This window comes from Thomasclavelia sp. (assembly GCF_047249845.1).
Taxonomy (GTDB): Bacteria; Bacillota_I; Bacilli_A; order Erysipelotrichales; family Coprobacillaceae; genus Thomasclavelia.
Window position 1 is genome coordinate 1 of the sequence record NZ_JBKTWO010000037.1, and the last position, 21,115, is coordinate 21,115.

Consider the following 21,115-nt stretch of genomic DNA (forward strand, 5'->3'; position numbering starts at 1 on the left):
ATACAGAAGATAAGAAAATATTAAATAAATAAAAAAAAAAGATTATCACCATGAAATGAACCTCCTTTATTTGAGTGTCCAAACAAGGGGTTCACTTCACCATCAGATAATCTTTTTTATTGTGTATATATCTAGGTGGTGAAAGTCCACTGTGGGGGTGTTCATCGCAACCGCCAACACTAGGGTTCAGCGTGAGGTGAAATCTGAAGGAAAAAACTCCGATCTGATGAATACGAATCGCATCAGGCATTTCATGGGGATGAATGTGCAATACAATACAAAGTTCAATAGAGTTGCGGATAGGACTGTGATATGTATATGTGATAGATATATATAGCGAAGGACCGAACAAATTTATCAGTTATTGAAATGTGTATATGGAAACAATAGAAATGTAAGACATGGACAAACACGAGAAAGAGTTATGCGAGGTGTGCATCTACATTTTTGAAATTTGCAATATCAAAAGAGTTATTAAAGAAAAGAGGTCTAGTAATGTTACTAGACCAATATCAGTTAAAACATATTTAGTTATAAATTTAAATCGTCGTATGCCAAACGGCATGTACAGTGATGTAAGAGGTCGGTAATTGAACTAATCAATTACCTCCTACTCGATTATTCATTTACATTTTCAAATGCTTGAGGAATTATTGGATTAGGTTTTTTAATTCGATGATTATAAACGAGAATCGTTAAAATGCTACAAATAATAATAATTCCAATGAATACAATGATTTCATTACTTACAGATGCATTTGGCATACTAATTACTTTTCTAAAGCCATCAACACTATATGTGAAAGGAACGAAAGGGTGAATTGCTTTAAAGATTGCTGAAGAGGTTTCAAGTGGATAAGTACCAGCTGAACCACCTAGATTTATGACCATAAATACTAGCAGAATAAATTCACCAATTTTTCCACAAACAGTGCTCAATAATGTTACTAGTGCCATTGAAGCGGCACCAACAATAGTTGCAAAAATAAATGTCATTAATAGTTGTTGAGGTGAAAAATCACAAAATAGCATTAATGCACCAATCATTACGATTGAAGCAATTGTTGAAATTGTAAACCATACAGTAGCTTTAGATAACCAATATCTAAAACCGCTTTTAGCTTTTTCAATATCATTGAATAAAGGATACATCAAAGTAAATGCCATGCATGCAACATATAGACCGACACTCATCATATATGGAGCCATACCATGTCCATTATTCTCTACCGTTGATATTTCATGGTGGGAAACTTTAACAGGGGTTGACAACATATCAAATGTTGCATCACTGCTGTTAATATTATTTACTTGTTTAGCACCATCAGTTAATGAAGCAGCTAATGTATTGGTACCATCTTTTAATGTAGTTAAACCGTTACTTAGAGTATTAGAGCCATCGTATAATTGTTTAGCTCCAGAAGTAATTTGACTAGCACCGCTGGTTAATTGTTTAGCGCCATTATAAATAGTAGGATTATTATTAACTAAAGTATTCGTACCAGACAGTAATTGATCAGAACCAATTTTTGCAGTATTTACACCATTTTTATATGTGGTACATCCATTATCCAAGGTTGTTGTGCCTTGGCTAAGTGCTAAACTGCCTTGATAAATAGAATTAGCTCCATTAATTAAAGTATTTGAGGTAGATTTATCGCCTAAACCAGCTTGAACAGTTTTTAAACCAGTATATAATTGCTCGATAGCTTGATTAGCACCTGGTAAAGCCTGAGCAGAACCACTTGCTAGTGAATTAACAGTTAATTGCAGGTTATTAAAAACTCCATCAACTGTCAATTTTGCAGTTTTTACATTCGTTACCGCTTTAACATTTGCAGCTTTAATATTTTGATCATTTTTTATAGTTGATATAATATTTGTAATTGTTTCTTGATCAAGATTTTTACCTGCGTTATTAGTCAATGCAGTTTGAAGAGCATTAGCATAAGCATCATTAATTTGAGCAATAGATGTTTCAGCATTATCAAGAGTCATATTAATATTGTTAAGATAATCTTTTGCACTTGGATTACTATTATCATTATTAGATGTTGTAATGCTTTGGTTTAAAGCTTGAATACCATAATTCAATGTTTCTAATGCTGTTTTACCAGTTATTGGATTAGGAGTGATTAAAGCCTGGATACCAGCTTCTGTATTACTGTTTAATTGATTATCAAGAGTGGTTTTTGCATTAGTTAATGCTGATTCTAAATTTTTACTTCCTTGTTCTAATTGTTTAATTCCAGCATCAAGTTGATTAATTCCACTAGTTAAAGCTTGGCTGTTGTTATCTAATATTGTTAAACCACTGTTTAAATCACCACTGCCTTTATTTACAGAACTAACGCCATCTAGATATGAACTAAGACCATAACTTAAACTTTTTGCACCATCATTAAAAATAAGAGTACTATCTGCTAATGTTTTTAAATTTGTTGTGATTAAATTATTTCCATCAATTAGTTGATTAGTTCCATCATTGATCTGTTTGGTACCATCAGCTGCTTCATTCATCCCGTTGCCAACAGTACTAATTTGATCAAAAATCGTTTTTGCATAGGTTTTAGTAACAGTGGATGATACTTCTTCCTTAATCTTTGTTATTGCTGAATCATCCATTTTTGAAGCAATATAACTTGTTCCTGGATTAGTTGTATAATTTAGGATCATTTTTTTAGGTTCATCTTCTAGCAAGGTTGTAGCATTTTTAGAAAAATCTTTTGGAATAGTAACGACCATATAATAATCACCATCTTTTAATCCTTGTTTAGCTTTTGAAGCATCAACAAGGTCAAAAGCCATAGAATCATTATCTTGAAGATTATTCGCTAATTCTTTTCCAACATCTAAAGTAGTCCCATTATATGTTACCTTATGATCTTCATTTACAACAGCAACAGGTATTTCACCTGTATTTCCATAGGGATCCCAGATTGAGCCAAGAAAGACTCCAGAATAAATACTTGGTATTGCAATGATGGCAACAGCAACAACAAGCAACCACCAGTTTTTTAAAAATGCTGACCATTCTTTTTTTATCATTTTTATTCTCCTTCCATTAGATTTTAGTTTTCACTTGAAATCTAGGTTATTAATAGATATAATTTATCTATGGATAAAGTTTATCTATTAACAAATACATATTTTAGTCATATGAAGATACTTTGTCAATTGGTTTATAAAAAATTTTAAGTAAATTAATTATTTATGGTACAATATATGAAGAGAGGTACATAATCATGAAAGTTAAAAATAGTGTTGAACAGGCAATTTGTCTATTAATAATGATTGCTCATAGTGATGAGGGGACTCCTCTAAAGAGTTACAATATTTCGGAGGATTTAGGTGTTTCTGATTCTTATTTAAAAAAAATTATTCGTCAACTAGTAGTTGCAGGTCTAATTACTTCAGAAGCAGGTAAAAAAGGTGGTGTTTCGTTAAAAAAACATCCCGATAAAATTACTTTATTAGATATTTTTGAAGCAATTGAAGGAAAAGAGCCTTTTGCTAGAGCAACAGGGTTAGTTGAACGAGTATTTTTAAATGAATTAAAAGAGGTTAAAGAACAAAAACAGGCAATGATATTAGAAGCTTTTAATCAAGCAGAGTCTTGTTATAAAGAAAAACTTAAAGCAATCACACTGAAAATGGCAATGGTTGAAAGAAAAAGGAGCAATAACGAAATAACTTCTTAATAAGTTGTTTTGTACAAAGCTCTTTTTTATTACTATAAAATTAAAATATAACAAACAACACACATAAATAAAATATATGCTATAATACAACGAGGAGTGATTAGATGATTAATACAATTATATTTGATTTAGACGGAACATTAATTGATTCATTGGAAGATTTAGCGGATACAGTAAATATATTATTAAATAAGAGGGGATATCCTACTCATAAACTTGATCAATATCGTTATTTTGTTGGTAATGGAGTAATTAAGTTAATTGAAAGAGCACTGCCTCAAGAACATAAAAGTGAAGTTATGCATTTAAAACAAGAATTCGATGAAATATATAGTTTAAACTGTTTAAATAAAACTCATGCGTATCCAGGGATTAATGAATTACTTGAAAATTTAAAAAAACAGGGTTTTAATTTAGCTGTTGTAACTAATAAACCACAGGAACATGCTATCAAAATAACAAATACTTTATTTCCTGGGTGTTTTAAATATGTTTTTGGAAACAGCATGCGCCATCCTAAAAAACCAGATCCTTGTTTAACTAATTTAGTTATTAACTTATTTGATGTTAAAAAACATGAAGTTATTTACATTGGAGATAGTGATGTTGATATTCAAACTGCTAAAAATGCTAAAGTTAAATCAATTGGTGTGGCTTGGGGATTTAGAGGAGCAAAAGAATTAGAAAATAGTAAAGCTGATTATGTAGTTGAGCAGGCAAATAAGATTTTGGAGGTTATTAATGATTGGAGTAAGTAGTTGTTTAGCGGGAGTTAAATGTACTTTTCGAGGTGATGATAACTTAATTGAAATTATTAAAGAGATGGTTGCTAGAAAAGAAGCTATTATGATATGTCCTGAAGTATTAGGGGGAATGTCAATACCTAGAAATCCGTGTGAGATTAGAAATGATAAGGTTATTGATATTACAGGTGAAGATAAAACAATGGAATATAAGTTAGGAGCAAGAAGGTCATTAGAAATATTGCAAAAGTATGATATTGATGTTGTTTTGTTAAAATCATATAGTCCTAGTTGTGGTAAGAATAAGATATATGATGGCAGTTTTACTCATACTTTGAAAGATGGTGATGGAATTACTTGCCAATTGCTAGAAAAAAATGGCATAATAGTATTCAATGAAAATGAAATTGATAAATTTTATGAATTTATAGAAAAAAGGAGAGTAGAAAATGGGTCACATTTTAAAGGTTAATCCAGTATTTAAGGAAATGATTTGGGGAGGGCAAAAGCTAAAAGATATTTATGGTTATGATATTCCTAGTGATCATACAGGGGAATGCTGGGCTATTTCAGCACATCAAAATGGTGATTGTACAATGGCAGATAGTGAATTTGCTGGAAAAAAATTATCAGAATTATGGGCTGAACATCGAGAATTATTTGGAAATATAGAAGGTGAACAATTCCCTTTACTCGTTAAGATCATTGATGCTTGTAATGATCTCTCAGTGCAGGTACATCCTAATGATGAATATGCTAAAGTACATGAGAATTCTTTAGGAAAAACAGAATGCTGGTATGTTTTAGGAACTGATGAAAATACAAAGATGGTCATGGGTCACCATGCCAAAACTAAAGGTGAATTTATAACGGCAATAAAAAATGATGATTATGAAAATTTATTAAATAAATTTTCAATTAAAGAAGGAGATTTCTTTTATATCCCTGCAGGTACTATTCATGCTATTTGTAGTGGTTCATTAATATATGAAGCTCAACAATCATCAGATATTACTTACCGTGTGTATGATTACCACCGTAAAGATGCTAATGGTAATGAACGTCAATTACATGTACAGCAGTCAATTGATGTCACTCAGATACCATATCAGCCATATAGTAATGATGATCAAATTGTAGAGGATATTACTAATGGAACTGTAACAAAACTAATTTCTAGTGATTATTTTACTGTTAGTAAATATGATTTAATTGGTAATAATACAATTATTAATAATAAACCTTTTCAATTAGTTACTATTATTAAAGGCAGTGGAACGATTAATGGCAGTGATGTAAAGATTGGGGATAATTTTATTATTTGTGCTGATCAAAAAGAAGTTGAATATGAAGGTAATATGTCAATAATGATTTGTACTTTATAAACGAAAATATTATTAAATGAAGTAGAATTTTAAACTGCTTCATTTTTATTAATGACAGAAAAAAAAGTTTATGATAAAATGTATACAATTTAAAAGAGGTGAGGTAAATTATGGCACATATAAAGTTTAAGTTTGATACTCTAAATGAATTTTGTAATGAAGCTTTTGAAAAATTTGGTTTTACTAAAGAAGAGAGTAAAATTATAACAGATGTTTTATTATTATCAGATATTTATGGAATTGAATCACATGGGATGCAAAGACTTTCAAGATACCATAAGGGAATCGAAAAAGGTATGATCAAAGTTGATGCAAAACCAGAAGTAGTCTTTGAAACACCAGTATCTGCAGTTATTGATGGGAATGCTGGAATGGGTCAATTGATTAGTAAGTTTGCAATGGATAAATGTATTGAAAAGGCTAAAAATGTTGGTATGGCAATTGTAACAGTAAGAAATTCTAATCATTATGGAATTGCTGGATATTATGCTAAGATGGCATGTGATCAAGGATTGATGGGATTATCATTTACTAATTCTGAGGCAATCATGGTACCAACTTTTGCAAGTAAGGCAATGTTGGGTTCTAATCCTATTGCTTTAGCAATGCCAGCAAAACCATATCCATTTTTCTTTGATGCTTCAACTACTGTTGTTACAAGAGGAAAATTAGAAATGTATCGTAAAGCAGAAAAAGAATTACCACAAGGATGGGCACTAGATAAGGATGGTAATCCTTCAACAGATGCACCAGATGTTTTAGATAACATTGTTAATAAAGTGGGTGGTGGAATTATGCCATTAGGTGGTTCAACAGAACAATTAGGAAGTCATAAAGGGTATGGCTATGGAATGTTCTGTGAAATTTTCTGTTCAATTTTATCACAAGGATTAACTTCTAATCATACTCATACAAATGGAGTAGGTGGTACTTGTCATGGTTTTATTGCTATTGATCCAAAGATTTTTGGTGATCCTGCAGATATTGAGATGCACTTTTCTACATTCTTACAAGAATTAAGAGGTGCTCCAAAAGCTGAGGGACAGCCGCGTATATATACTCATGGTGAAAAAGAGATAGAAGCGACTAAAGACCGAATGGAAAATGGAATTGATGTTGATGTTAAAACAGTATTAGAGATGAAAGATCTATCTAATTTTGTTGGAGTTGATTTTGAAAAATATTTTGGAAAATTAGATATTGAAGATAAAGATTATAAAACAGTTTATTAATAATAGGAGAATAACATGGAATTTAAATGTGTACATTGTAATATTAATATCACAAATATTGATAAAAGTGTAAGTTTTTATCAAAAGGCTTTAGGTTTGAAAGTAGAAAGAACAAAAGAGGCTAGTGATGGAAGTTTTATTTTAACTTATCTTGGTGATGGAATTAGTAACTTCCAAATTGAATTGACATGGTTAAAAGATCATCCTCAATCATATGAGTTAGGAGAAAATGAAAGTCATATTTGTTTTGAGGTTGATGATTTTGATCAAGCTTATCAGTTACATAAAGAGATGGGATGTATCTGTTTTGAAAATAAAGCAATGGGATTATATTTTATTAATGATCCTGATGATTATTGGATTGAAATTCTTCCAAAGAAATAGAGGCTATAACGAAATAAAGTAATTATGTCTTTAAACAAAAAAGCAATGATTAATATCAATTAATCATTGCTTTTTTATCTGAAAAAAATGATAAATAATGTCATGTATTAATAACATTAATTTTTATTATTAGCTTTATTTTGATATAATAAAATCAAGGAGAGAGTATTATGAAAAAACTAACTATTATTTTTGATGTATTAAATTTTTTTGCTTTATTATTCATTCTCGTTTCTAGAATGAATGATAGTGAGATGTGGTTTAAAATTACAATGGGAATTATTAGTTTAGCTTCATTTTTTAAATTGATTTATAATATAAAAAAATAATTTGTTTAATTATATTCTCTCATTATGCTCAAAAATAGAAAAGTTTAATAATAAAAAGGCAATTTAAAGCAATAATTGCCTTTTTTTATAGAAGAAGCTAAATAGAATCAGTTTCTTTTAAAGTAATATTTCGCTACTATCCTTATTTTGTACTATTTAATAGTTTTTTAAATAAATCATCATATTCAGGTTTTATTTTTTTTAAATTGAGAGGGCAATTATCTCGATTCATAAAACAATGAGTAGAGCTGCCGATTGTACAAAGTTGATTATTCTGATTGAAAATTTCGTATTCAAAAGTAAAGCGAACTCCTGTATATGAAGATAGATTGATTTTAATTGTTGCGATATCATCAAAATGCATCATCTTTTGATATTTACAATTTATTTCTAAAACAGGAGAAATAATGCCCTCTTCTTCCATTTTTTTATAAGTCAAACCAATTTGATTCATAAAATCAATTCTTGCTTCTTCAAACCAGCGTATATAGTTAGAGTGATGGATAATTCCCATTTGATCAGTTTCATAGTATTTTGCATTGTGTAAATAAGGTCTAATCGTCATTGTTATCACCAATAATAAACATTTCCCCTTCATTATTTATCTTTAAAATATTATTATACTGATTCAAAGGTTCATGATTGAGATATTTAAGCATCATTTTAGGATTATCAGTAAAATGCATTGGCAAAACATATTTTGTTTTAATATTTTTTAAAATATGCTCCATACCCCACCAGCTACTTTCTTCAAGACGAGGGTCTAGAGGAATCATCATTAAATCAAAATGAATATCTTTAATTTTACTAATTTCTTTTTTAAAAGTTCCAGCTTGATATTTGTTGTCAGCCTCAGGTTCACCAATCCAGTGCCACCAGTGTAAATCACCAGCATGATAAATTTGTTTATTTTCAACCTTTACAACAAAAGCTACACCTGCATCTGTTGATAATAGGGTTTGAATATACAAATCATCAATTTCATATATTTCGCTAGGGCGAACTTTAATTCCAGTATTATTGATTTTTCGGTCGATAATATAAGTGATTTTAGGATGGTTGATTTGATAAATTGCAGGATTGTAGTGGTCATGATGAAAATGAGAGACAAAGACATATAATGGTTTATTTTGATTAAGCGGGGGAATTGTTCCTTGATAATAATCGAATAGTAAAATATGCTTATCCAATTCAACTAAAAACCCACTGTTATAAATATAAGTTACTTGCATAAAATACCTCCTTGTAAAAAAAGGGAGAATTATTCTCCCTCGTCGTAATTTGCAACATTATGATAAATTTGATCAACATCATCACAATCATTAAGATTATTCATTAAACGTTCAAATAATTCCATATCTTCACCTTCAAGTTCAACAGTGTCTTGTGGTAAAGTCTGAATTTCATCTATTTCAAATTCAATATCAGATTTAATACCTTCAATTGCCTCTTTGATTTTATATAAATCAGTTGGTTCACCAATAATTTTGATAGTTCCATCTTCTTCACTAACAATATCTTGAGCATCAACTTCAGCCATGACTAAAGCATCTAAAACAGTTTCTTCATCTAGTCCTTTAAAAGCAACGACGCTGATAACGTCATATAAATATGAAACAGATCCTTCATTTCCTAATTTTGCTTTTGATTTTGTAAAAGCAGGACGTACAGATGAAATAGTACGGTTAATATTATCAGTTAAACATTTAACAATTATTGTGGCTCCACCGTTGGCATATCCTTCAAATACTTTTTCTTCATAATTTTCAGTAACTCCACTTTTTACTTTATCAACAGCTCTTTTGATAACATCAGCAGGTACTTGTTCTTTTTTTGCTTTTTCAATTAAACGACGTAAAGCTAAGTTACCATCAGGTTCAGGTCCACCTGCTTTTGCAGCTAAATAAATTTCTTTACCATAACGTGAGTATAGTTTAGCTTTTTTTGCTGCTGTCTTCGCCATTGCAACTTTGCGCACCTCATGTGCTCTACCCATAAATAACTCCTCCTTAAAGTGATAAATTCTTTTAAATTATACACTTATCGAATAATATTATCAAGTATACATTTTATTAGTTGCTTTTGTTTTAAAAGATTGTAGTTTGTGCTATAATCTAGGCATTATAAGGAGATATATGATGAAAACTACTGTAATAATTGGGGCAGGTGCTAGCGGTCTTTTGTGTGGACATGAGTTAGCTAAGTACGATATGAATGTAATTATTCTTGAGCAGTCGAATAAAGCAGGGCGAAAAATTCTTGCTAGCGGAAATGGTCGTTGTAATCTTTCTAATACAAATATGGATATGTATTACTATAATACTAATGATCAACGTATTGAAAGAATCATTCATAGTTTTGATGCTAAAACTTATTTTAATCAAATAGGAGTCTTAACTAGGCAAGTAGGAACTTTATTATATCCTCGTTCTAATCAAAGTTTAACTGTTAAAAATGCTTTGATGAAAAATTTTGATCGAGTAGCTTTGATTGAAGAATGTCAAGCTGTTAAAATCATTAAAAAAGATAATAGATATCTAGTTAAAAGTAATCGGGGTGATTATGGATGTGATAATGTTGTTATTGCTACAGGTTCTCCAGCATCACTTTTATCTGGAGAAAATAGTTATGATTTGGTTAAAGACCTTGATTTAAAGATAACAAAGTTGTATCCTAGTCTAGTTCAAGTTAAGACAAAACCGGTGTATCCAAAATTAAAAGGTGTGCGGGTTAAGTGTCGAGCTAGTTTATATATTGAGGGTAAACTGATTGAAAGTCAAAGTGGGGAAGTGTTATTTAGTGAACAGGGATTATCAGGTATTTGCATTATGCAATTATCAAGATTATTACCTAAAAAAAATGAAAAGGCAGAAATAAGTTTAGATTTATTGGAAGAATATAGTAATAGTGAAGTAATAAATTTATTGAATGAACGTTTAAAAATGTATGGTGATTATTATTTAGAGGGTATATTTAATGATAAATTAGCTAAAGTATTAGTAAATGTGAATTTAAAAGATATGCGTTTTAGAGTGTTAGAGACATATGATTATAGTAAGGCTCAGGTAATGCGTGGCGGTGTTAGTCTTGAGGAAGTCAATGAAAACTTAGAATGTTTAAAATATCCAGGAATCTATATTGCTGGAGAAGTATTAGATGTTGATGGGGATTGTGGCGGATATAATTTACATTTTGCTTTCGCCTCTGGATATCGTATCGCAAAAACAATATTGAATAAGTAAGGGAAAAAAGATGATTAGAATTAATAATGTAAAAGTTTCTTTAGACACAGTGGATTATCGCCAGGTAATCTCACAACAATTAAATATATCAAAAAATAAAATTAGAGATGTAAGATTGGTTAAACAAGCAGTAGATGCAAGAAGAAAAAATAAGATTCATTTTGTATGTAGTTTTGAATTTAATATTAATAATGAAGATATTATTATAAAAAAATATCCTAAATTACAACTTTTAAAAGTGGAACCTTATCATTATCCAGTTTTAAAATCAAATGATGAACATATTGTAGTAGTAGGTAGTGGTCCAGCGGGTCTTTTTTGTGCTTATAATTTAGCTCGTGCTAAACAAAAAGTGACATTAATTGAAAGAGGAAGTATGGTTGATAAAAGAAAAGTAGATATAGATACTTTCTTTAATACTGGTAAATTAGAATTAAATAGTAATGTTCAATTTGGTGAAGGTGGTGCTGGCACTTTTAGTGATGGAAAACTTACTACAGGGGTTAAGGATAAAAGGAAACAATTTATTTTAGAAACTTTTGTGGCTCATGGGGCTAAAGATGATATTTTATATTTAAATAAACCTCATGTAGGAACTGATTATTTAATAAATGTAGTTAGAAGTATGCGTGAAGAAATTATTAAAAATGGTGGTGAGGTATTGTTTGATAGTCAACTTATTGATATTGAAATTGAAAATCAGCAATTAATGGGGATTAAAATCAAACATGCGAATCAGATTATTACAATGAATCCTGATAAATTAATTTTGGCTATTGGTCATAGTGCTCGTGATACTTATGAGATGTTGTATCAAAGAGGACTTAAAATGGAACCCAAGGCTTTTGCAGTGGGGTTAAGAATCGAGCATCTACAATCATTTATTAATGAGCATCAGTATGGAAAATATGCTCACCATCCTCGTTTAAAAGCAGCTGATTATAAACTTGCAGTAAAAACTTCTAATGGTCGTGGTGTCTATACTTTTTGCATGTGTCCTGGTGGTCGAGTTATTAATTCAAGCAGTGAAATTAATGGGGTAGTAGTTAATGGAATGAGCAATCAGGCTCGTGATGATGTTAATGCTAATAGTGCAGTGTTAGTAACTGTTGGTCCTGATGATTTTAAAGATGATCATCCTCTAGCAGGAGTTGAATTCCAGCGGGAGCTAGAGCAAAGGGCATTTGTTTTAGGTGGTGGTAATTATCATGTTCCAGTAATGAAAATTGAAGATTATTTAAAGAATCAAGATAGCATTAGTGATAATATACGATATAGTGTTTTACCAGGAACTAAAGATGCTGATTTAAATAAACTTTTTAGTAAAGATATAAATGAAGCATTAAAAGAAGGGTTACAATTAATGAATCAAAGATTCTCTGGTTTTACTAGTAATGCTTTGCTTTCGGGGGTTGAATCACGAAGTTCTTCACCAGTAAGATTTTATCGAGATAAGGAATATCAAAGTAATATCAAAGGAATTTATCCCATTGGTGAAGGAGCTGGTTATGCAGGGGGAATAATGTCTAGTGCACTAGATGGCTTGAAGTGTAGTGAAATAATTTTAAAAGGGGAGAATAAACAATGTCATTCTTAGAAATTTCGCTCATTGGAGTTGGTTTGGCCATGGATGCTTTTGCTGTTTCGATATGTAAAGGTCTGGCGATGAAAAAAATGAGCTATCAAAAAGCAGTCATCATTGCCTTGTTTTTTGGTGGTTTTCAAGCATTGATGCCAGCTTTAGGGTATGTTTTGGGTACCGCATTTGCATCTAAGATTGCTGCTATTGATCATTGGATTGCATTTATCTTACTGGGATTAATTGGAATGAATATGATTAAAGAAGCTTTAAGTAAAGATGAGGATGAGTGTTTGGATGATACTTTACGATTTGGTGATTTGATCATGTTATCGATTGCTACAAGCGTGGATGCTTTAGCAGTAGGCATTACGTTTGCTTTTTTTAATGTTTCAATTGTTTTGTCAACTGCAATTATTGGAATTATTACATTTATTATTTGTGTTATAGGGGTAAAAGTTGGAAATGTATTTGGGGAAAAATATAAAAGTAAAGCTGAATTGGCTGGTGGTGTCTTGTTGATTATAATGGGATGCAAAATATTAATTGATCATTTATTCTTTTAGGAAGGTAGAACACATATATGAAAGTTGGAATATTAAAAAAGAAACGTGAACATCATACAATGAGACCAACAAGACAAATTGCTTTTAGTTTTTTTGCAGTAATTTTAATTGGTTCAATTTTATTGAGTTTACCAATTTGTAATAATGGAGCACCGACAAATTATTTAAATAATTTATTTATTGCTACTTCAGCTACATGTGTTACAGGTTTAGTACCTGTAGTAACTAGTGAGCAATTTAATCTTTTAGGACAATTAGTAATAATTATCTTAATTCAAATTGGTGGGCTAGGTTTTTTAACTTTTTTAAACTTATTGTTAGTCATGATAAAGAAAAAGATTTCTCTTACTAATAAAATTGTTTTACAGGAAGCGCTTAATCAACCATCATTAAATGCAATTCCAAAATTTCTGAAAAATGTAATAAAATATACATTTATTGTTGAAGGGATAGGAGCTATCTTATTATCTTTTGTATTTATTCCTGAATATGGAATATTAAAAGGTATATATTATTCTGTATTTCATGCAATTTCAGCGTTTTGTAATGCTGGATTTGATGTACTAGGAAGTAATTCATTAATTGGTTATCAAACAAATATAATTATTACTTTAGTTATACCAGGATTGATTATAATGGGAGGTTTAGGTTTTATTGTTTGGTTTGATATTGCTCAGGCGGTAAAAAAGGAGTTTAATAAACCTTCCAAATTTAATTGGCTTCATTTATTTAAAAGTTTTAGTCTACATACTAAAATTGTCCTTATTGTAACTTTTATTTTATTATTTATGGGAACAATATTATTTTATCTATGTGAATTTTATAATCCTGATACATTAGGTAAATTAAATTTGTTTGATCAGCTTCAAGTTTCGTTTTTTCAATCAACAACTTTACGTACAGCCGGATTTGCTTCTGTAGATATTGCAAGTTTATATCCTTATACTAAATTTATGATGTGTATATTTATGTTTATAGGAGGTTCTCCAGCTGGTACAGCAGGGGGGATTAAGACAGTAACTTTTGCGATTAGTATTTTAATGGTTTATAATATATATCATGGTAGAAAAGAAGTAGCAGTATTTGCAAGACGGATTCCTAAACGTTTGATTATTCGTTCATTTGCAATAATAACGATTGGGATTTCTCTTGCACTAACGAGTATTTTTATTTTAAGTATTAGTGAAGATGCACCATTTATTGATATTATTTTTGAAGCTATTTCAGCTTTTGGTACTGTTGGTCTTAGTGCATCATTAACACCTTCGCTTACAGCGATAGGTAAAATAATTATTATGATCTTAATGTTTGTTGGTAGAATTGGGCCAATTACGATGATAATATCTTTTGCAAGAAAATCTTATATAAATGCTGGAAAAAAAGAAGTTAGATATACTGATGGAAATATTTTATTAGGATAGGAGTAAAAAAATGAAAAATAGACAATATGCAGTATTAGGTTTAGGAGTATTTGGTTCTACAGTCGCAACAACTTTATCTCAATATGATTGTGAGGTTATTGCAATTGATAAAGATGAGTCTTGTGTTGAAAGAATCGCAGATGAGGTAACAAAAGCAGTAGTAGCTGATACTACAGATATCGAACAGCTTCGAGCATTAGGGATTGAAGATATTGATGTTGCAATTGTAGCAATTGGAACTCATTTAGAAGAATCAGTTTTAACAACAATGAATGTTAAGGATCTAGGAGTTCCATATGTAATCTCTAAAGCTAAAAATAAACAGTTTTCTAAAATATTAGAAAAAGTTGGAGCTAATAGAGTAATAAGGGCAGAAAAAGATATGGGAGTTAGAGTAGCTAAATCATTATTACGAAAAAATATTGTTGATTTAGTTGAGTTAGATGAAGATCACTCATTAATTGAAATAAAAGCACCAGTAGATTGGATTGGTAAAAGTGTTCAGGATTTAAATGTCAGACAGGCTTATCATATGAATGTTATTGGAGTTAAGGATAGTGAGGATAATATGTCATTAAGTATAGGGGCTAATTATATTGTTAAATATGGTGATCGTTTTCTAGTAATTGGAAAAACAAGGGAATTAGAAAAATTTGATTATCTTACTGAATAAGGGGATTTTAGATCCCTTTTTCTATTATTGCTGTGTATATCAAAGTAATTGAGAAGTTTAAATAAATTAATAATATCATACAAACTAGATATGAGATTGTCTTTTAATTATCTTAATTTTGTTATTATTTGGATCTTTACATTTACAAAATAGCATAAAATATGATAAATTGTGTAGACTATATAGAGGTGATTCAATGAAAAGAGAGGAACTAGTAATTAAAAATGCGTTACGAATGACAAAAGAAGCCGATGAGCATCTTTCTGTTTATGCAACTAAAAATAGTGACTGTATAAAAATAAAACAAACAATCAAAGATAAAGAAGAATTTGATATTCGTTGGCCATTTGAAGAAGATATAGATCGTATTTTATATTGTAAATCATATCAAAGATATGTTGATAAAACTCAAGCATTATCTTTTTTTCGTAATGCTCATATTTCTAAACGTTCGATTCATGTTCAGTGGGTCAGCAGGATTGCTAGACAAATAGGTAGGGGATTAGGTTTAAATCAAGATTTGATTGAAGCTGCTGCGTTGGGCCATGATTTAGGCCATGCACCGTATGGTCACGTTGGAGAAAAGGCTTTAGATGAAATTCTTCAAGCAAAAGGCTATGGTTATTTTGCACATAATGCTAATAGTGTCCGTAATATTCTTTTTTTAGAAAGAAATGGAATTGGTTATAATGTTTCTTTACAAGTTTTAGATGCAATCTTATGTCATAATGGTGAAATGTTATCAAAAAAGTATGTTCCTGATACTAATAAAACAATTGCTCAATTTTGGCAAGAATATGATGATTGCTGGCACAAATATGATACAAGTAAAAAAATTCGACCAATGACGTTAGAAGGATGTGTAGTTAGGATTTCTGATGTGATTTCTTATATTGGTAAAGATGTTGAAGATGCAATTAGAGTAGGAATTATAAAAGAGAGTGATTTGCCTAAAGAGGTTACTGATATTTTAGGCTTTAATAATAAGTCGATGATAAATCGTTTGATTGGTGATTTAGTAATTCACAGCTATGAAAAGCCTTATTTACGGTTCTCTAATGAAGTATTTGAAGCATTAAAATGTTTATTGAACTTTTTAACAATAAAGGTTCATCAACATCCTGTTTTAGTAAAAGAGAATGCAAAACTGATTAGAATGATTAAACAATTGTATGATGTTTATTATGAAGAATTAACTGATCGGGAAAATAAAAATTGTAAAATCAAAACTTTTGTATCTAAGATGTCTTCAACTTATCAAAGTAATGATCCAGCTTTAATTGTTGCAGATTATTTATCAATGATGACGGATTCTTATGTTTTAGCTGAATATGAATCAATATTTTTACCAATTCAACATAATGAAATAATTTAAGTTTATGTTATTATATTGGTATTATCTTTTTTTAATTCGTAGTATAATAGATTTATAAAAGGAGGAGTTAATATGAAATTAATAATTGCAATTGTTAATTCTGATGATAGTTCGTCGGTTCAGGGAGCACTTACTGAAGGCGGATATTTTGTAACTAAATTATCTACAACAGGGGGATTTTTAAAAAAGGGAAATACAACATTTTTTGTTGGAACTAATGATGATAAAGTTGAAGATTGTATTTCAATAATAAAAGCTAATGCTAAAAAGCGGGTTGAAAAAGAACCTACTATTCCTCCAACTGAAATGGGAGAGTTTTTTACACCAATCATGGTAGATGTTTTAGTTGGTGGAGCAACTGTATTTGTACTTAATATTGATCAGTTTGAAAAATTCTAAAAAAGAAGTAGCTTAGCTACTTCTTTTATCATATAATGGTTTAAGGTGATTATAATGGAATATAGATTAATAAAAGAAAATGAAATTGATACTGTAATTAAATTAGTTGATCGAGTTGCTAAAGAATATGTGTTTTTAGATTTTGAGACAGAAGGAATAAGTAATTTTAATTTAGTAAACACAGAAGATTTTTATTTGAATAAGTATAATTTTACATATGTTTGTTTAGATGATAATAAAATAATTGGAATGATTAGTCTAACTAATAAAAATCATTTAAGTTTATTGTTTGTTGATAAAAAATATCATGGAAAAGGAATTGGTAAAAAATTAGTAGAAATAATAGATAATCTTGTTTTAGATGAAATAGAAGTTAATGCAAGTATTTATGCTAAAGATTTTTATGAGCATATTGGTTTTAGTTTAAATGGTAAGTTAGAAAAAAAGGATGGTATTTTATATTATCCAATGGTAAAAAAAAGATCTGTTGAAAAACGATTTAATAATTATGATGAAGTAGTTGAATTTATTAATAGTCAAAAAGATCGAGTTTATAGTTTAGATAATTTTAAGAAATATATGGAAGATCTTGGAAATCCCCAGTTAATTCTTGATTGTGTTCATATTGGAGGAACTAATGGAAAAGGTTCAACTACTAATTATATAAAAGAAGTATTAAAACAGGCAGGATACAAAGTTGCAACTTTTACTTCACCAGCTTTATATTCTAGATTAGATATTATTAGAATTAATGATCAGTTTGTTGATGAAGAAACAATGGTGAATTATGCTAATCGCTATGTTGATCTATGGCTTAAGTATGAAATATCAATGTTTGAAATTGAAGTATTTATTGCAATTATGTATTTCATTGATCAAAAAGTTGATTTGGCGTTATTTGAAGTAGGATTAGGTGGTTTATTAGATGCAACAAATATTATTATGCCTAAATTAGCAATCAATACAAATATTGGTTTAGATCATGTAGATTATTTAGGGCATGATTATCAAAGTATTGCTTTAAATAAAGCAGGAATAGTTAAAGAAGGAGTAGATTATTTAACTGGTGAAACAAAGCAAGAATGTTTAAAAGTATTTGAGGAAGTATGTAAAAAACATCATAGTAAGTTATTAACCTTGCAGCCAATTACTAATATTATAGATGGTAATAATGTTAGTTATCATTATCGAAATTATGATATTATTTTAGATACGCCAGCATTGTATCAAATATATAATAGTGCTTTAGCATTAGAAGCTTTACTATATCTAAAACTTCAGCAGGTTATTACTTTTAGTGATGATGATCTTTTACAAGGAATGTATAATGCTCGTTGGGCAGGACGTTTTGAAATCGTTAATATTCAGCCATTAATAATTATAGATGGTGCTCATAATAAAGAGGGAATTGATGCTTTTTATGAATGTGCTAAAAAATATGATAAGATAAAGATAATATTTAGTGCTTTACGTGATAAAGATTATAAACATATGATTGAAAAGTTATTTTTATTAACTGATGATATTACAATCTGTGAATTTGAACATGTTCGAGCAAGTGATGCAAAAACCCTTGCTAATGGATTTAATGTTAAAATACAACCTGATTTTAAAGTTGCTTTAGATGATGCATTTAATCATGATGGAACTGTTTTTGTAACTGGTTCATTGTATTTTATATCAAAAGTAAGAGAATATATAGTTAAGGATTTTTAATGTAAAATCATAATCTGTAAATAAAATTATGGTCACGTTTTATTTTTTGATCTTGCACTATTATAAGCAAGGAATGTATAGGGATTAGCTATATACATATAACGAGGAACTAAATTCATGTTGAAAAGAAAAAGAAAAGGATTTACATTAGTAGAATTAATTGTTGTATTAGTTATATTAGGAATTCTGGCAGCTTTGTTGATACCGGCATTAACTGGGTATCTGGATAAAGCTAATGAAGAGAAGCTGGTTACTGAGTGCCGGAATGCAGTATTAGCAGGACAAACAACTGCTACTCAAATGTATGCCAATCATACACTTAGTATCGATAATTTAAATAGTTCATTTGACAAAATAGAAAAGCTTGCAGAAATCCCTGGAAGTATTGAAGAAATTGATTGTAATCTTGATACTGGTAAAATAACTTTGTTAGTATATAAAGCAACTAATAATCAATATGTATTATATGAAAATGGAGACTATAGTGTAGTCGATGAATTAAAATATGGTAATAATATTCAGGGTTATTTAAAAACAAGTAATAGTTTACTAGCTAAGGCTTTAAAAATAGCTGGGGATAAAGACCAAAAAACAAAGGTCTGGACAGCATTAAGAAAATTGTATGATGAAAAATATAGTGATTCAAAACCAGTATTATCTACTCAAGAAAAAGAAATATTAAATGGGGTATCAAGTGAAACTATTGAATCACTTACTTGGAAACCAACGATTCTTGGTGATCCTGATAATCCTGATAATATAATGATGATTGCTTCAAATAATAATAACAGTAATCTGGCTTATATGATCTATTATAATGGTTCATATTATTATCATAGTAATGGATGGAACAAGAAAGATAGTGCTTTTGTGATTGATCAAGGTGGATTTGATATTGAGCAATTGGAATCACCAGTGACTTCTGGTTCGGGTTGGTATAAAGTTGAATAAAGGTGTGTAACGATATAAGATAAGTTTTGTATTAAAAAGAATCTAGTTTTAATTAGGATTCTTTTTTATTTCATCTATATTTATTCTTTAGGACTTGATACTAGTTATTATCTTCTGTTTAATTTATGAGTTTGTGGATCCTATTTTGTTATAGCATATTTTTTGTATAGGATTTTATAATGAACTTTATTTATTAATTAAAATTATATATTATAGTGTTTTTGGTTAAGTTTTAAAGGTACAAATTCTTGCGATAATTATGTCTATAATAGGGATTGAAAGGAGACAGATGTTTTAATTGATACTAATTTTGTTTTTAGTATTTTATAAATGAAATGCCTGTGATTTAAAAAGAGCATATAGCTTTTATGGATAAAAATGTTGAAGAAACAACTGATTTATAGTATTATTTCCATTGTATACACTTTGTATATAATATAGAAAAAGGGGGAGTCTACTTTTTAGTAGCAATCGCATGTACGGTCATTGATCGGAATTAACGCCTGTGGACTAGAAATGAGGATGAAGCAGGAAAGATTGTAAATAAGTAGCAATCAGATTATGATTCAAATTATTTGCGGATTTATTTTAGTTTTAATCGGAGGATTAGTGTTTTGGAAATATCCGATTAAAAGTGACACCAAGTCACTTACGTTAGCAGCCTTATTTATTGTATTGGCAGCTGTTTTAAAAAGGTTATCAATTATGATACCATTATTTGGTTTTGAGAGTTTGAAAATCTCAATCGAAGTTATTCCAATGTTGTTAGCTGGAATATTGTTAGCACCAGGATATTGTTATATTGTTGGTCTGGCAGTAGATTTAGTTGGTCTACTTGTGACCCCAACAGGATTTCCATTTTTAGGATTTACTTTAAGTGCAGTGTTGCAAACTTTGATTCCATCAATTGTAGTAGCAACTATAAAAGAAAGTTATGCTAATTATTTAGAAAAAATTATTAAGGTTGTTTTAGTCTTATTAGCAATAGGTGCCTGTAGTTATGTTTTTAGTTTAGATCAGGTAACTATTTCTAAGAATGTTGTTAATATTACACTTAGTCATAAGATTTTTATTAGTGTTGTTTGTATTGTAATGATAAGTGTTTTATTTATTGTGATGTATTATTATAAAAGAAAATCAAATGAATCTGAGTATCATTTGTTTAATCTATGGCTGATTTCAGTGGTGATTGTTGAAATGGTAATTACTTTTTGTTTAACGCCATATTGGTTACAGGTGATGTATGGAATACCTTTTACATTATCTTTGTTTATTCGAGTAATCAAAGAATGTATTATGATTCCAATTGATATCATTTTAGGATATAGTGTTTTAAAGATATTAAAAAGAATGTAGAGTCTGTAATAAAGACTCTTTTTTGTTTATTTTTTTTTAAATTGGAAAAAATATTGTGAGGTG

At 29.5% G+C, this 21,115-nt stretch carries 21 protein-coding genes; 17 read left to right on the top strand and 4 right to left on the bottom strand.

The window, feature by feature from the left end; genetic code table 11:
* Nucleotides 1-618: 618 nt before the first annotated feature.
* Entirely contained in the window at nucleotides 619-3,048 is a 2,430-nt protein-coding gene (locus tag ACLR9T_RS09805) for a YhgE/Pip family protein (RefSeq protein ID WP_413109363.1), read from the bottom strand.
* 197 nt (nucleotides 3,049-3,245) lie between these two features.
* On the opposite strand from ACLR9T_RS09805, the gene ACLR9T_RS09810 reads away from it, so the two are divergent.
* The 7 genes from ACLR9T_RS09810 to ACLR9T_RS09840 all read left to right on the top strand — a co-directional run bounded on the left by ACLR9T_RS09810 (nucleotide 3,246) and on the right by ACLR9T_RS09840 (nucleotide 7,774).
* A complete protein-coding gene (locus ACLR9T_RS09810) occupies nucleotides 3,246-3,701 on the top strand; it encodes an RrF2 family transcriptional regulator (protein ID WP_413109364.1) in 456 nt (151 codons plus the stop codon).
* Nucleotides 3,702-3,805: 104 nt separating this feature from the next.
* Nucleotides 3,806-4,459: an HAD family hydrolase gene (locus ACLR9T_RS09815; protein ID WP_413109365.1), complete on the top strand. Its 654-nt coding sequence runs from the start codon at nucleotides 3,806-3,808 to the stop codon at nucleotides 4,457-4,459.
* Nucleotides 4,443-4,916, top strand: coding sequence for a DUF523 domain-containing protein (locus ACLR9T_RS09820; RefSeq protein WP_413109366.1), 474 nt, complete (start codon nucleotides 4,443-4,445; stop codon nucleotides 4,914-4,916). Before ACLR9T_RS09815 ends, ACLR9T_RS09820 begins: the two co-directional genes overlap by 17 nt.
* Complete coding sequence (locus ACLR9T_RS09825) at nucleotides 4,894-5,829, top strand: type I phosphomannose isomerase catalytic subunit (RefSeq protein WP_413109367.1); 936 nt, start codon at nucleotides 4,894-4,896, stop codon at nucleotides 5,827-5,829. Before ACLR9T_RS09820 ends, ACLR9T_RS09825 begins: the two co-directional genes overlap by 23 nt.
* Nucleotides 5,830-5,939: 110 nt before the next feature.
* Entirely contained in the window at nucleotides 5,940-7,061 is a 1,122-nt protein-coding gene (locus ACLR9T_RS09830) for an Ldh family oxidoreductase (RefSeq protein ID WP_413109368.1), read from the top strand.
* Between the two features lie 15 nt (nucleotides 7,062-7,076).
* Nucleotides 7,077-7,445 carry a VOC family protein gene (locus ACLR9T_RS09835; RefSeq protein ID WP_413109369.1) on the top strand — a complete coding sequence of 123 codons (369 nt, stop codon included), beginning with the start codon at nucleotides 7,077-7,079 and terminating at the stop codon, nucleotides 7,443-7,445.
* A gap of 170 nt (nucleotides 7,446-7,615) precedes the next feature.
* The gene (locus tag ACLR9T_RS09840; RefSeq protein ID WP_413109370.1) at nucleotides 7,616-7,774 is read left to right on the top strand and encodes a hypothetical protein; all 159 of its coding nucleotides are present in this window, start codon (nucleotides 7,616-7,618) and stop codon (nucleotides 7,772-7,774) included.
* 142 nt (nucleotides 7,775-7,916) lie between these two features.
* Here the strand turns inward: ACLR9T_RS09840 and ACLR9T_RS09845 are convergent, their stop codons facing one another.
* From ACLR9T_RS09845 to ACLR9T_RS09855, 3 genes are read right to left on the bottom strand one after another with little or no spacing between them, the layout of a single operon-like run.
* Nucleotides 7,917-8,339 (bottom strand): acyl-CoA thioesterase, encoded by a 423-nt coding sequence (locus ACLR9T_RS09845; RefSeq protein WP_413109371.1) that lies wholly within the window; start codon nucleotides 8,337-8,339, stop codon nucleotides 7,917-7,919.
* On the bottom strand, nucleotides 8,329-9,006 hold the full coding sequence (locus ACLR9T_RS09850; RefSeq protein ID WP_413109372.1) for an MBL fold metallo-hydrolase: 678 nt from the start codon (nucleotides 9,004-9,006) through the stop codon (nucleotides 8,329-8,331). The genes ACLR9T_RS09845 and ACLR9T_RS09850 overlap by 11 nt, the downstream gene beginning before the upstream one ends.
* A 29-nt stretch (nucleotides 9,007-9,035) precedes the next feature.
* On the bottom strand, nucleotides 9,036-9,770 hold the full coding sequence (locus ACLR9T_RS09855; RefSeq protein WP_413109373.1) for a YebC/PmpR family DNA-binding transcriptional regulator: 735 nt from the start codon (nucleotides 9,768-9,770) through the stop codon (nucleotides 9,036-9,038).
* Between the two features lie 142 nt (nucleotides 9,771-9,912).
* On the opposite strand from ACLR9T_RS09855, the gene ACLR9T_RS09860 reads away from it, so the two are divergent.
* The 10 genes from ACLR9T_RS09860 (at nucleotide 9,913) to ACLR9T_RS09905 (ending at nucleotide 21,052) form a co-directional block, all read left to right on the top strand.
* Complete coding sequence (locus ACLR9T_RS09860; RefSeq protein ID WP_413109374.1) at nucleotides 9,913-11,016, top strand: aminoacetone oxidase family FAD-binding enzyme; 1,104 nt, start codon at nucleotides 9,913-9,915, stop codon at nucleotides 11,014-11,016.
* Between the two features lie 10 nt (nucleotides 11,017-11,026).
* Nucleotides 11,027-12,613 carry an NAD(P)/FAD-dependent oxidoreductase gene (locus ACLR9T_RS09865; protein WP_413109375.1) on the top strand — a complete coding sequence of 529 codons (1,587 nt, stop codon included), beginning with the start codon at nucleotides 11,027-11,029 and terminating at the stop codon, nucleotides 12,611-12,613.
* Nucleotides 12,601-13,161 (top strand): manganese efflux pump MntP family protein, encoded by a 561-nt coding sequence (locus ACLR9T_RS09870; RefSeq protein ID WP_413109376.1) that lies wholly within the window; start codon nucleotides 12,601-12,603, stop codon nucleotides 13,159-13,161. The genes ACLR9T_RS09865 and ACLR9T_RS09870 overlap by 13 nt, the downstream gene beginning before the upstream one ends.
* A gap of 17 nt (nucleotides 13,162-13,178) precedes the next feature.
* Nucleotides 13,179-14,582, top strand: a complete 1,404-nt coding sequence (locus tag ACLR9T_RS09875; RefSeq protein ID WP_413109377.1) for a TrkH family potassium uptake protein — start codon at nucleotides 13,179-13,181, stop codon at nucleotides 14,580-14,582.
* 10 nt (nucleotides 14,583-14,592) lie between these two features.
* Nucleotides 14,593-15,255 carry a potassium channel family protein gene (locus ACLR9T_RS09880; RefSeq protein ID WP_413109378.1) on the top strand — a complete coding sequence of 221 codons (663 nt, stop codon included), beginning with the start codon at nucleotides 14,593-14,595 and terminating at the stop codon, nucleotides 15,253-15,255.
* A gap of 196 nt (nucleotides 15,256-15,451) precedes the next feature.
* On the top strand, nucleotides 15,452-16,630 hold the full coding sequence (locus tag ACLR9T_RS09885; protein ID WP_413109379.1) for a deoxyguanosinetriphosphate triphosphohydrolase family protein: 1,179 nt from the start codon (nucleotides 15,452-15,454) through the stop codon (nucleotides 16,628-16,630).
* Between the two features lie 72 nt (nucleotides 16,631-16,702).
* Complete coding sequence (locus tag ACLR9T_RS09890; RefSeq protein WP_092355041.1) at nucleotides 16,703-17,029, top strand: cyclic-di-AMP receptor; 327 nt, start codon at nucleotides 16,703-16,705, stop codon at nucleotides 17,027-17,029.
* A 54-nt stretch (nucleotides 17,030-17,083) separates the two neighbouring features.
* Entirely contained in the window at nucleotides 17,084-18,745 is a 1,662-nt protein-coding gene (locus ACLR9T_RS09895; RefSeq protein ID WP_413109380.1) for a GNAT family N-acetyltransferase, read from the top strand.
* 117 nt (nucleotides 18,746-18,862) lie between these two features.
* A complete protein-coding gene (locus ACLR9T_RS09900) occupies nucleotides 18,863-19,696 on the top strand; it encodes a type II secretion system protein (protein ID WP_413109381.1) in 834 nt (277 codons plus the stop codon).
* 561 nt (nucleotides 19,697-20,257) lie between these two features.
* Complete coding sequence (locus ACLR9T_RS09905) at nucleotides 20,258-21,052, top strand: folate family ECF transporter S component (RefSeq protein ID WP_413109382.1); 795 nt, start codon at nucleotides 20,258-20,260, stop codon at nucleotides 21,050-21,052.
* Nucleotides 21,053-21,115 lie beyond the last annotated feature (63 nt).